Origin of the sequence: Paenarthrobacter histidinolovorans (genome assembly GCF_014647595.1) — a bacterium.
In the GTDB taxonomy this organism is placed as follows: Bacteria; Actinomycetota; Actinomycetes; order Actinomycetales; family Micrococcaceae; genus Arthrobacter; species Arthrobacter histidinolovorans.
Genome location: NZ_BMPM01000001.1, coordinates 210,347 through 223,168, shown reverse-complemented (window position 1 = coordinate 223,168; position 12,822 = coordinate 210,347). Strand labels below are relative to the sequence as shown.

Below are 12,822 nucleotides of genomic sequence, written 5' to 3'. Positions count from 1 at the left end.
TATATCGCGTATTGCGGGGAATCAAGAGGTCACGCGTCCGGAGTCAGGGCACCGGCTACTCCGGTTGGGCGATATTTAGCCACTGGAACCAGCCGCGGTGCAGGACAAGCCACGCAATCAATCCGTAGCCTGCCTGGCCCGGTGTTCCCCCGTTGGCTGCAAGGTCCGTTCTCCACTGCTCGTGGTTGAGCAGCGGGGAGAACGTGTCAACGTAGTGGTGGTTGCGCCGTGTGGTGACATCGGCAAACGCTGTGTTGAGCTCAGCCAGGCGCTTGTTTCGTGCCGGATCCAAGGTGGGCGGCGGACCGACCACAAAGACCTCCACGCTGCTGTGTGAAGCCCCGTCGAGGATGTTGGCCAGATTCAGCCGGCTCCGCGCCGTGGAAAGGCCAAACTCAAGATCGCGACCCGAAAGCCCGATTACCAGTCTGTTTTCATGGTTGTCGCTGAAACGCCTGCCGGCTTCCTCCTGCCAACGGGCCGCCAGGCCCTCTGTACCTTCCATGGGACAAGGGAGCGGAAAGCTTTCCACCACGACGGAGTCCTGGGGCGTGCGGGCAAGGACTCTACCGAGCCAGCCCAGGGCGCGGGGATCCCCCAGGCCCGCGAGCAGTTCATCTCCAACAGCTGCGATGCGCAGCTTCCTGTCTTCCACGGTTACCTCTTCACACTCGTTACGGTCCTTGCACAGTTTCCGGATCATCGGCCGGTTTTGGGACCGGGTACCTGTCCCATTAAACAGAACTGCCCGGCCTGAGGCGTGCTTATCGCTCCTCAGGCCGGGCAGTTTCGCTTTTACTTACGTTCGAACGCCTGCTTGATCAGGGCATCCTGTTCTGCGGCGTGGCGCTTCATGGAGCCGGCAGCCGTGGATGCCGAGGCCGGACGCGACACCAAACGGAGCTTGCGGTCAAGTTCCGGTGCCAGGTTCAGGCCCATGAACGGCCACGGGCCCTGGTTGGCGGGCTCGTCCTGTGCCCAAACGACATCGGCGTTCGGGTACTTGGCGAGCTCTGCCTCGATATCAGCCTTCGGCAGCGGGTACAGCTGCTCCACGCGGATGATCGCCGTGGAGGTGTCTCCGGACTTCTGGCGGTTGGACAGGAGGTCGTAGTACAGACGGCCCGAAACCAGGATGACCCGGTCCACGTTTGCCGGCTGGACTTCCGGATCGCCGATAACCGGCCTGAAGCCACCGGTGGTGAAATCTTCGACGGCGGAAGCGGCACCCTTGAGGCGCAGCAACTGCTTGGGCGTGAAGATGATCAGCGGCTTGCGCGGACGGCTGTAAGCCTGACGGCGCAGAAGGTGGAAGTGCGAGGCCGCAGTGGTGGGGTTGGCCACGATCATGTTGTCTTCTGCGCACATCTGCAGGAAACGCTCAATGCGTGCCGAGGAGTGGTCCGGTCCCTGGCCTTCATAGCCGTGGGGGAGCATGAGCACCAGGGAGGAGCGCTGGCCCCACTTCTGCTCAGCCGAGGAAATGAACTCGTCGATGATGGTCTGTGCACCGTTGACGAAGTCACCGAACTGGGCTTCCCACAGAACGAGGGCATCCGGACGTTCCACCGAGTATCCGTATTCGAAGCCCATGGCCGCGTATTCGGACAGCAGGGAGTCGTAGATCCACAGCTTGGCCTGGTCGTCGGACAGGTTGCCCAGGGGCAGCCACTCGTTGCCGTTGGCGCGGTCGTGGAAGACGGCGTGGCGCTGAACGAACGTTCCTCGGCGGGAGTCCTGCCCTGCAAGGCGCACAGGTACGCCTTCCATGATCAGCGAACCAAAGGCAGCGATCTCGCCAAAGCCCCAGTCGATGCCGCCTTCGCGGGACATCTGCTCGCGCTTCTCCAGGAGCTGCTTGAGCTTCGAGTGAACCGTGAAGCCCTCGGGAATTTCCAGGTGGGCCTTGCCGATGCGGGCAAGAGTCTCCGCGGAAATCGCGGTGGAGGTGGGGGCGTTGGTACCGAAGTCCGCCTGCTGGGCAATGGGACGCTCGATGTCCGAAACAGCCGCGGAGTCCGCGGTGATGATCGGGATCGGGGACGTCTGTGCGGCGTGCGTCTCGGCGAACACCCGCTCCAGGCGCTCCTGGTAGTCGCGGAGCAGCTGCTCTGCTTCTTCTTCGGTGATGTCCCCACGGCCGATCAGCGACTCTGTGTACAGCTTGCGGACCGAGCGCTTGGCTTCGATCAGGTTGTACATCAGCGGCTGGGTCATCGAGGGGTCGTCGCCTTCGTTGTGGCCGCGACGGCGGTAGCACACCATGTCGATGACGACGTCCTTGTGGAAACGCTGGCGGAACTCGTAGGCGAGCTGCGCAACGCGCACCACGGCTTCGGGGTCATCGCCATTGACGTGGAACACCGGTGCCTGGATCATCTTCGCGACGTCCGTGGAGTAGGTGGACGAACGTGAAGAGGACGGCGCAGTGGTGAAGCCAACCTGGTTGTTGACGATCACGTGGATGGTGCCGCCGGTGCGGTAGCCGCGCAGCTGCGAGAGGTTGAGCGTTTCTGCAACCACGCCCTGGCCGGCAAATGCGGCGTCACCGTGGACCATGATGGGCAGCACCGGGAAGGACTCGCCCTGGTCCAGGCGGTCCTGCTTGGCGCGGACGATACCCTCAAGCACGGAATCGACAGCTTCGAGGTGCGAGGGGTTGGCGGCGAGGTAGACCTTGGTCTGCTTGCCGTTGTCCGAGGTGAAGGTACCTTCGGTACCCAGGTGGTACTTGACGTCACCGGAGCCCTGGACGGAGCGGGGGTCCTGGGTGCCTTCGAACTCGCGGAAGACCTGTGCGTAGGTCTTGCCCGCGATGTTGGTCAACACGTTGAGGCGGCCTCGGTGGGCCATGCCGATGGCGACTTCATCCAGTCCGTCGTCAGCTGCGTCCGAAATGACCGCATCCAGCAACGGGATCAGGGATTCGCCACCCTCGAGGGAGAAGCGCTTCTGGCCCACGAACTTGGTCTGCAGGAAGGTCTCGAAAGCCTCTGCGGCGTTGAGCTTGGAGACGATGCGCAGCTGCTCTTCGCGGCTCGGCTTGGAGTACGGGTGCTCCAGCTGGTCCTGGAACCACTTGCGTTCAGCGGGCTCCTGGATGTGCATGTACTCGATGCCCGTGGTGCGGCAGTAAGCGTCGCGGAGCACGCCGAGGATGTCGCGGAACTTGAGCTGAGGCTTGCCGCCGAAGCCACCGGTGGGCCACTCGCGGTCGAGGTCCCACAGGGTGAGTCCGTATGTCAGGACGTCAAGGTCAGGGTGCTTGCGCTGCACGTACTCCAGCGGATCGGTGTCAGCCATGAGGTGGCCGCGCACGCGGTAGGAGTGGATCAACTGCTGGATGCGGGCAACCTTGTTGATCTCATCGGCAGGATCCACCTGCAGGTCCGGGCTCCAACGAACGGGTTCGTAGGGAATACGGAGGGCTTCGAAGATCTCGTCGTAGAAGTTCTGAGCACCGAGGAGGAGCTGGTGGACGAGCTTGAGGAATTCGCCACTGCCGGCGCCCTGGATGACCCGGTGGTCGTAAGTGGAGGTCAGCGTGAGGATCTTGCTGATGGCGTTCTGGGCGATGATCTTTTCGCTCGCGCCCTGGAACTCTGCCGGGTAGTCAAGAGCGCCGACGCCGATGATGGCGGCCTGGCCTTTGGAAAGGCGGGGAACGGAGTGAACGGTGCCAATGCCGCCGGGGTTGGTCAGCGAGACCGTGGTTCCGGCGTGGTCATCAGCGGTGAGCTTGCCGTTGCGGGCACGCTTGATCAGGTCCTCGTAGGTGTGCCAGAACTCCGCGAAGTCCATGGTCTCGGCCTTCTTGATGTTCGGGACCATCAGGAGGCGGGTGCCATCAGGCTTGGGCATGTCAATGGCAATGCCGAAGTTGACGTGCGCGGGCTGCACGGCGCTGGGCTTGCCGTCGATTTCGTCGTAGTAAACGTTCATCGACGGGAACTGCGACAGTGCGCGGACAACGGCGTAACCGATGAGGTGGGTGAAGGACACCTTGCCACCGCGGGCACGGGCAAGGTTGGAGTTGATGACAACGCGGTTGTCGATGAGCAGCTTGGCGGGAACGGCCCGGACGCTGGTTGCGGTGGGAACTTCGAGGCTGGTGACCATGTTGGTGGCAATAGCCTTGGCGGGACCGCGCAGGACGGAAACGACGTCTTCTTCCGGCGCCGTGGGGGCCTTGTTGCTCTTGGGAAGCTGGGCCGGGATGGGAGCTGAAGTGGTGCCTGCGGCGGGCTTCTTTGCGCCGTCACGGGCCACCGTGGCAGGTTCTTTCTTCGCCGGAGCAGGAGCTGGCGGAGCCGCAGGGGCTGCCGCCGGTGCTGCTGCGGGAGCGGCCGGCGCCGGTGCCGGAGCCGCTGCAGCCGGAGCTACGACGGGGAGTACTTGGGTAGGGGGATTGGCAGCTGCTGGAGCTGCAGAGTTTCCGTTGGAAGAAGTGCCGTCAGCGGAAGCAAAGGATTCGAAGAGGGGCCACCACTTGGTGTCCACCGAGTTCTTGTCCTGTTGGTACCGCTCGTACAGTTCGTCAACGAGCCACTCGTTTCCGCCAAATTCCTCTGGTAGACGGTGGCTGGGCTGCTCTGGCACTTGAAATACGCCTCTTCCATGAGTGTTGTTTTCCCGCTGGCCATTGTTGCTTTTCCACAACAATGGGACAGGGTCCGGGTCCCGCGAACTCAGACCCCTGACAGTCTAGTTAGGATCGTTGGTTAACTGCCAATAGTGGTGACCTAAATCATGTTGCTGGTGTCTCAGTGGCCGGACTCTTCTTTTTTTGTTGCGAAGTTTGGTCTCCCGAGGGGGACCACGGGTGCCGGACTGTAGACTGGAACCCTTATGGACAGTAAATCTAGGTGCCGGCCTGGGAACTGTCGGGGGAGCCAACCTGGCAACTCCGCGCAGCGTGCCCGTCGAGCCGGCAATACCCGTTCACATGCCCATCACGCGCCGGCGTTCACTGCCGGTGGTGCCGCAGACCATGCGTCCGCTGCACCCGACCAGCCTCCGCCGGGGCGATTCCCCGAGCCGAAGGCCTTATCCCCATTGCACGCGCCTGCCCTTGGAGGGATGCGCTAAGTGGAATGGATTCTTCTTCTCGCCGGTTTTGCCCTCATCCTCGGGACCGGTTTCTTTGTAGCGGTTGAGTTCTCCCTGGTTGCTCTTGACCAAGCGAGTGTCCAGCGCGCTGTCGACAATGGCGACCACGCTGCGGCTCCTCTGCTGAAGTGCCTCAAGTCGCTCTCCACCCAGCTCTCCAGTTGCCAGCTGGGCATCACACTGACCACGCTCCTTACGGGTTTCGTCATGGAACCGTCAGTCGGGCAGCTGCTCCTTGGTCCACTTGGCCTGCTTGGCCTGCCAAGCGAGGTGGTGCACTCCGTCGCCTTGATCGTGGCCATGGCGTTTGCCACGCTGTTGTCGATGCTCCTTGGCGAGTTGGTCCCCAAGAACATGGCCATCGCCCTTGCATTCCCCCTGGGAAAGCGGCTTGCCCGCCCCCAGCTGATGTTTACTGCTGTCTTCAAGCCGGCCATCGTGGTGCTGAACGGCTTCTCCAACAAAGTTCTGAACCTGTTTGGCCTGGAGGCCAAGGAGGAGATCTCTGGAGCCCGGACGCCCGCCGAGCTCGCATCCTTGGTGCGCCGTTCAGCCGAACTCGGAACGTTGGACGCTGGTACAGCCAACTTCGTGGCCCGTACTTTGAACTTCTCCGGACGGACCGCGGCTGACGTCATGACGCCCCGTATCCGCATGGAAACCATCGACGCCGACCAGCCAGTGGCCGACATCCTTGACGCCGCGAGGCGTACCGGCTATTCCCGGTTTCCCGTCATTGGTGATTCCACGGACGACATCCGGGGTGTGGTCCATGTCAAGAAGGCTGTGGCCGTACCCTCTGAACGTCGGGCCAAGCTCCAGGCCGGGGCCATCATGACCGATGTCCTGCAGGTCCCTGAGACCATCCACCTTGACGCCCTCCTTTCTGAACTGCGCGAAGGCAACCTTCAGCTCGCCGTCGTTCTTGACGAATACGGCGGCACGGCCGGCATCGCCACTCTTGAGGACCTGGTCGAAGAGATCGTTGGAGAGGTCGCTGACGAGCACGATAAAGTCCGGCCGGGAGTCCTGCAGAGCGCGACAGGAGACTGGTACTTTCCGGGCCTGCTCAGGCCGGACGAAGTGTCGGAACAAATTCCGAATCTCACCGTTCCCGACGAGTCTGCCTATGAAACCGTGGGCGGTTACGTCATGAGCCAGCTTGGCCGGATTGCCAAGGTGGGCGATGTCGTTGAAACGCCGGATGGCACCTTGACCGTCACCCGGATGGATGGCCGCAGGATCGACAGGATCTGCTTCCATCACGTTGCCCGTGATGACGAGCAGGCCGACGCCGGGTCCAACCACCGCGAGGCAGGTGCCGTATGAGTGACTGGGCAGGAATTGTATGGCTTGTCATCCTCTTGATCGGCAATGCCTTCTTTGTCGGTGCCGAATTCGCCGTTATGTCGGCCCGCCGCAGCCAGATCGAACCCCTGGCTGAGGCCGGTTCCAAGCGGGCGCAGACCACTCTGCGCGCAATGGAAAATGTTTCGCTGATGCTGGCGTGTGCTCAGTTGGGCATTACCGTTTGTTCGCTGCTGATCCTTCAGGTTGCCGAACCCGCCATTCACCATCTTCTTGCTGAGCCGCTTGAGCTGGTGGGTATCCCGGTGGAACTGGCGGATATCTCCGCTTTCGTTATCGCCTTGTTGTTCGTCACGTTCCTGCATGTCACCTTCGGTGAGATGGTCCCCAAGAACATCTCGGTTTCCGTAGCGGACAAGGCGGCTCTGCTGCTGGCGCCACCCCTGATGTTCATCGCCCGCGTGGTCAATCCGGTTATCTGGTCCCTCAACTGGTTGGCGAACCACATCCTGAGGTTGATGAAAATCGAACCGAAGGACGAAGTGTCGTCCTCATTCACGCTTGAGGAAGTGCAGTCGATTGTCCAGGAATCCACCCGGCACGGCCTGGTGGACGATGAGACCGGATTACTCAGCGGTGCTTTGGAGTTCTCGGAGCACACTGCGTCCCACATCATGGTTCCCCTGGACAAGTTGGTGGTGCTAAAGACGGCCTCGACGCCCGTGGAGCTGGAAAAGGCGGTCAGCCGTACCGGCTTCTCCCGTTTCCCCATGGTGGACGACGACGGCGAACTTGCCGGATACCTGCACGTGAAGGACATCCTGTCCATCCCTGATGAGGGACGCAGGCACCCCATTGCGGAGGGGCGCATCCGGTCCTTGGCCAACCTTTCTCCGGACGACGAGATTGAACGGGCCATGTCGGTCATGCAGCGCACTGGCTCGCATTTGGCCCGTGTTGTCGGTGCGGGCGGAGACACCCAGGGCGTTTTGTTCCTTGAGGACGTCATCGAGCAGTTGGTTGGCGAAATCCGCGATGCCACCCAGGCCACGGGCATCCGTCGTTACGGTGGCCAACAAGCCTAGGCGGAACCGCCGGCAAGCGCACGGAAAGGGCGGGCATCGATTCCCTCCATGGATGCCCGCCCTTCTCTAAATAGGAATCATTCCTAATTAGAGCTACACTGGGACATGCCAGTAATTGTGTTTGATTCTCATTTTGAGTAGATCCGAGGTTTACGTGCGTCGATCCGCCGCCCGCTTGTCCGTAGCCGCTTCCGCAGGACTTGCCGCGCTCCTGCTGTCATCCTGCGCCGGAACGGCCGGGGCGAACAGTCCTTCGGCTTCCGGCGCCATTGAGGTGGTCACCTCCACCAACGTCTACGGCGACATTGTGAAGGTCGTTGGGGGGGACAAAGTGAACGTCAGTGCCATCATCACCAAGACGAGCCAGGACCCGCACTCCTATGAGGCCAGTGCACAGGACAAGCTGGTCATATCCAAGGCAAAGCTCGTGGTGGAGAACGGCGGAGGCTACGACGAGTTCCTGCACAAGATCGCCGATGACACCAAGATCGGTCACGAGAACATGATCAGCGCCGTCGAGGTGTCCGGTATGGCGCCCGAGGAGGAAGCGCACAGCGAAGAGGCCCACGCGGAGGAAGGCCACACGCACAACCACGGTGATTTCAACGAACACGTTTGGTACAGCCTGGACACCATGGGCAAGGTCGCCGATGCTGTGGCGGGCAAGCTCGGCAGTCTGGACCCGGAATCAGCCTCAACTTTCAAGGACAACGCTGAGGCCTTCAAAGCCAAGCTCGCCGGACTGACGGCAGAACTTGGCTCTTTGAAGGCTGCTGATGCCCATGCTCCCGTGGCCATCACCGAGCCCGTTCCGCTCTACCTCCTGGAGGCTGCCGGCCTGGAGAACAAGACCCCCGAGGCCTACAGCGCAGCCGTTGAAGAAGGAACTGACGTCCCGGCCGCTGTCATGAAAGAAACGACTGATCTTCTCAGCTCGGGGTCGGTCCGCTTCCTCGCCTACAACGAGCAGACTGCCGGCCCGCAGACAGAAACTGTCAAGCGGGCGGCCGAGACCGCCGGCGTACCGGTTCTGAACTTCACTGAAACGCTGCCCGAGGGCAAGGACTACATCCAGTGGATGACTGACAACGTGGAATCCGTTTCATCCGCGCTCAAGAAGTAAGCCTGCCCAGCAACCCAATGCGGTGAAGGGCCCCGGTGGCGTCCTAAGATGTTCAGGATGGCTGCGGGGCCTTTTGCCTGCCGTCACCGCCGCCGGTAACGGGCACGCCCGGATGCCAGGCAGGCGCCCCAACAAACTACGTTCACAGCAGCGTATGGATCGAGGACAACTTTTGACACCCGTAGTGAGCCTCCGCGGAGCCAGCCTGCAGTTCGGCAAGAGGACACTCTGGCGGGACCTCGACCTCGACATCAACCCGGGTGAGTTCTTCGCCGTCCTGGGCCCGAACGGGAGCGGCAAGACCAGTTTCCTGAAGGTCCTACTGGGGTTGCAGGAACTGCACTCCGGAACCGTATCCCTGGGTGGGCATCCGGTGGAACGGGGAAGCAAGCGGATTGGCTACATACCGCAACAGAAATCTTTCGCGCCGGATACGCCCATGCGTGCACGGGACTTGGTGGGCCTGGGCATCGACGGACATCGCTGGGGTATCCGGTTGTCGGCAGGCAAGGTCAACCAGCGCATCGACGAATTGCTGGATCTGGTGGGAGCCTCGGACTACGCCAAGGTGCCGGTGGGGCAGCTTTCCGGAGGCGAACAGCAGCGGCTGAGGGTAGCCCAGGCGCTGGCCACGGAACCGCAGGTCCTGCTCTGTGACGAGCCACTTCTCTCCCTTGACCTTCACCACCAGCAGGGCGTCAGCTCCTTAATAAACCAGCAATGCCACGAGCGAAACAGTGCCGTGGTGTTCGTGACGCACGAAATCAATCCCGTGATCGATTACGTGGACCGTGTGCTCTACCTGGCGGGCGGCCAGTTCCGGGTCGGAACGCCACAGGAAGTCATGACCACGGAAGTCTTGTCCGAACTGTATGACAGTCATGTGGAGGTCATCCACACCAACGGGAGGATCGTCGTCGTCGGTCTTCCGGACGCCACCACCCACTTCCATGACGATGCCCACGCTACCGCCGGGGAGGATCTCTAAATGGACATGGACAACATCCTGCAGACCATCTTCAACTTCGAGAACTACGGCGAACTGCTGGTCCTCGTCCAGAACTCGCTCTGGGCCGGTGCTGTCCTTGGACTGCTCGGCGGGCTCGTTGGCACGTTCGTGATGAAACGGGACCTGGCGTTCGCCGTCCACGGCATCTCCGAGCTGTCCTTTGCCGGTGCGGCCTTCGCGCTGTTGATCGGCGCCGATATTATCTTCGGTTCCTTGATCGGTTCGGTGGCGGCCGCCGTCCTGCTCGGCTTCATGGGTGTCAGGGCGCGGGACAAGAACTCAATAATCGGCGTCATCATGCCGTTTGGGTTGGGCTTGGGAATTCTTTTCCTGGCCCTCTACGAAGGCCGCGCCGCCAACAAGTTCGGGTTGTTGACCGGCCAGATCGTCTCCGTGGACACCGTTCAGCTGCAGGCACTTGCCGGAACCGCGGTAGTGGTGATGATTGCGTTGGTGGCGATCTGGCGCCCCCTGAGCTTTGCCAGCGTCGACCCGGAGATGGCCGAAGCGCGGGGTGTTCCCGTGCGCGGCCTGGCGATCGGGTTCATGGTGCTGCTGGGCGTCAGTGTTGCGCTGTCCATCCAGATTGTCGGTGCGTTGCTTGTCCTTGCCCTGCTGATCACGCCGGCAGCGGCGGCGTTGCGTGTCACCACCTCGCCCAAACTGGTGGTGGTCCTGAGCGTGGTTTTCGCACTGACGGCCACGGTGGGAGGCATTCTGCTGGCCCTTGGCAGCCGGATCCCCATCAGCCCCTATGTGACAACGTTGTCTTTCCTGATCTACGTGGTATGCCGCGTTATCGGTCGGCTGCGGAGCGACCGTGGCTTGAACGGCCGGGTTACGCGGGACCAGCCAGCCAGGGCCCTCTAGAGTTTTCCCGCGCCCTTTTTAGCGGTGCACTCGGGGCACAAACCAAATATCTCCACTGTGTGGGCTACTTCGGTGAAGCCGTGTTCAGTGGCCGTGCGTGCTGCCCAAGTCTCGACGGCGGGCGCTTCCACCTCTACAGCCTTGCCGCAGTTCCGGCACAAAAGGTGGTGGTGGTGGCCCGTGACGGCACAACGTCGGTAGACCGCTTCACCCTCACCATTGCGCAGGACATCGATGAGGCCATCGTCGGCCAGGGACTGGAGAATGCGGTAGGCAGTGGCCAAGGACACCGAAATGCCCTTGTTCTGCATCAGGCGGTACAGCTCCTGGGTGCTGACGAAGTCATCCAATTCGTCCAAGGCTGCGCTGACCGCCAAGCGCTGCTTGGTGACGCGCTGCTCCTTGACGCCGCTGGTGGCCGGCCCCGCCGGGCCCGTAGTGGCGGAATTGGTGCCGTGTGGCATGAAAAGGCTCATTTCCCTGGGGATGCTGGCAAACTTCAATTTTACCAGCAGGGGAACCTTGGAAACTCTCAGCGGCCGCCCATAGGCTGTCCCCATGAATCTCACCAAGTACACCCACGCCTGTGTCCGGTTGGAGAAGGAAGGAAATGTCCTGGTGATCGATCCCGGAGCCTTCTCCGAGTCGGAAGAAGCCCTGGAAGGTGCGGGCGCCATCCTGGTTACCCACGAGCACAACGACCACATCGACCAGCCCGTAGTCATCGCAGCCCTTCGGAAAAACCCCGCCCTGCAGGTGTACGCGCCGGCCGGGGTGGCGGGATCCCTTAAGGAAGACAGCGACATCGCGTCACAAGTGCATTCAGTGGAGCCAGGCTCCGACTTTGAAGCCGCAGGATTCAGTATCCGGACCTTCGGCGGGCAGCATGCCGTGATTCACCCGCAGATTCCAGTGGTGGCGAATGTCGGATACCTGGTGGATGAGAACGTATTCCATCCCGGGGACTCCTTCGCGGTCCCGGACGGGATCGCGGTAAAAACACTGCTGGTCCCCATCCACGCCCCGTGGTCCAAGATCGGCGAGGTTGTGGACTTCGTCATTTCCGTCCGCGCTCCCAAGGCCTTTCCCGTCCACGACGGCTTGCTCAACGAGCTGGGCCGGGGCGTTGTTGAAGGACACGTTACGCGGATCGGTGCACGGTACGGCAGCAGCTACACCCGGCTTGCTCCGCGGGAGTCGGTAGAGGTCTAGCCGGCCCACACGCCTGTGTCGTGGAACCGGTCCAGCACTTCCTCGTGCGGCGCCGGATCCAGGCCATGGGAGGCCAGCCACCCGGCGTCGTAATAGCTGCCTACATAACGGTCGCCGCCGTCGCACATGAGCGAAACTATGCTGCCTTTGCGGCCCTCGGCCACCATCCGGGCGATCAACTGCCACACACCCCACAAGTTGGTGCCAGTGGAAGGTCCCGCGTGGAGCCCGGTCAGTTTGCGGAGGTGGCGCATGGCCGCAACGGATGCGGCGTCGGGCACCTGGATCATGTGGTCGATCACGGCCGGAACAAAACTCGGTTCCGAGCGGGGCCGGCCGATGCCCTCGATGCGGGAGGGCAGACCCGACGCTGCCGCGGCGTTGCCGTCCCGCCATGCCGGGTAGAAGGCTGAGTTTTCCGGGTCCACTACCGCCAGGCGCGTGGGGTAGCGGTTGTAGCGGAGGTAGCGGCCGATGGTTGCGCTGGTCCCGCCTGTCCCTGCTCCAACGACGATCCATTCGGGCACCGGGTGCTCTTCGAGGGCAAGCTGTTCAAAGATCGATTCTGCAATGTTGTTGTTGCCACGCCAGTCCGTTGCCCGCTCGGCGTAGGTGAATTGGTCCATGTAGTGGCCGCCGGATGTCCTGGCGGTCTCCTCGGCGACAGCGTAGACCTCCGAGGCGTGGTCCACCAGCAAACAGGAGCCGCCGAAGTCTTCAATGAGCGCGATCTTCTCCGGGCTGGTGGTCTTGGTCATCACGGCGATGAAGGGCAATCCGATCAGCCGGGCAAAGTAGGCTTCCGAGACGGCCGTGCTGCCGCTGGACGCCTCCACAATGGTGGTGCCCTCGGTAATCCAGCCGTTGACGAGCCCGTAGAGGAACAGCGACCTTGCCAGGCGGTGCTTCAGGCTGCCGGAGCGGTGGGTGGACTCATCCTTGAGGTACAGCTGGACGCCCCACTGTTCCGGCAAGGGGACCGCATAGAGATGCGTGTCCGCCGAGCGGTTGTTTTCTGCCTCGATGGTGCGGATGGCCTCGCTGGCCCAGGTCCTGTCCTGAATACACGAATTGCTCACCGGATAAGCCTAGGCTGGAAAAGTGGT

General features: G+C 62.1%; 10 protein-coding genes. 6 read left to right on the top strand and 4 right to left on the bottom strand.

The window, feature by feature from the left end:
• Window positions 1–55: 55 nt before the first annotated feature.
• Window positions 56–703, bottom strand: a complete 648-nt coding sequence (locus tag IEY62_RS01025; RefSeq protein ID WP_189013159.1) for a GDSL-type esterase/lipase family protein — start codon at window positions 701–703, stop codon at window positions 56–58.
• A 92-nt stretch (window positions 704–795) separates the two neighbouring features.
• On the bottom strand, window positions 796–4,599 hold the full coding sequence (locus IEY62_RS01020) for a multifunctional oxoglutarate decarboxylase/oxoglutarate dehydrogenase thiamine pyrophosphate-binding subunit/dihydrolipoyllysine-residue succinyltransferase subunit (protein ID WP_189013157.1): 3,804 nt from the start codon (window positions 4,597–4,599) through the stop codon (window positions 796–798).
• A 489-nt stretch (window positions 4,600–5,088) separates the two neighbouring features.
• Between IEY62_RS01020 and IEY62_RS01015 the strand changes: the two genes are divergently transcribed.
• From IEY62_RS01015 to IEY62_RS00995, 5 genes are all read left to right on the top strand, one after another.
• The gene (locus IEY62_RS01015; RefSeq protein ID WP_189013155.1) at window positions 5,089–6,438 is read left to right on the top strand and encodes a hemolysin family protein; all 1,350 of its coding nucleotides are present in this window, start codon (window positions 5,089–5,091) and stop codon (window positions 6,436–6,438) included.
• The gene (locus tag IEY62_RS01010; protein ID WP_189013153.1) at window positions 6,435–7,502 is read left to right on the top strand and encodes a hemolysin family protein; all 1,068 of its coding nucleotides are present in this window, start codon (window positions 6,435–6,437) and stop codon (window positions 7,500–7,502) included. Before IEY62_RS01015 ends, IEY62_RS01010 begins: the two co-directional genes overlap by 4 nt.
• Window positions 7,503–7,623: 121 nt before the next feature.
• Entirely contained in the window at window positions 7,624–8,625 is a 1,002-nt protein-coding gene (locus IEY62_RS01005) for a metal ABC transporter solute-binding protein, Zn/Mn family (RefSeq protein ID WP_189013151.1), read from the top strand.
• Between the two features lie 154 nt (window positions 8,626–8,779).
• Window positions 8,780–9,613 (top strand): metal ABC transporter ATP-binding protein, encoded by an 834-nt coding sequence (locus tag IEY62_RS01000; RefSeq protein WP_189013141.1) that lies wholly within the window; start codon window positions 8,780–8,782, stop codon window positions 9,611–9,613.
• Window positions 9,614–10,504, top strand: coding sequence for a metal ABC transporter permease (locus IEY62_RS00995; protein ID WP_189013139.1), 891 nt, complete (start codon window positions 9,614–9,616; stop codon window positions 10,502–10,504).
• Here the strand turns inward: IEY62_RS00995 and IEY62_RS00990 are convergent.
• Window positions 10,501–10,968, bottom strand: a complete 468-nt coding sequence (locus IEY62_RS00990; RefSeq protein WP_189014350.1) for a Fur family transcriptional regulator — start codon at window positions 10,966–10,968, stop codon at window positions 10,501–10,503. The two genes, IEY62_RS00995 and IEY62_RS00990, sit on opposite strands and share 4 nt — an antisense overlap.
• Before the next feature lie 94 nt (window positions 10,969–11,062).
• Between IEY62_RS00990 and IEY62_RS00985 the strand changes: the two genes are divergently transcribed.
• On the top strand, window positions 11,063–11,716 hold the full coding sequence (locus IEY62_RS00985; protein WP_189013137.1) for an MBL fold metallo-hydrolase: 654 nt from the start codon (window positions 11,063–11,065) through the stop codon (window positions 11,714–11,716).
• On the opposite strand, the gene cds1 is transcribed toward IEY62_RS00985, so the two are convergent.
• Complete coding sequence (cds1, locus tag IEY62_RS00980) at window positions 11,713–12,795, bottom strand: L-cysteine desulfhydrase Cds1 (RefSeq protein WP_189013135.1); 1,083 nt, start codon at window positions 12,793–12,795, stop codon at window positions 11,713–11,715. The two genes, IEY62_RS00985 and cds1, sit on opposite strands and share 4 nt — an antisense overlap.
• Window positions 12,796–12,822 lie beyond the last annotated feature (27 nt).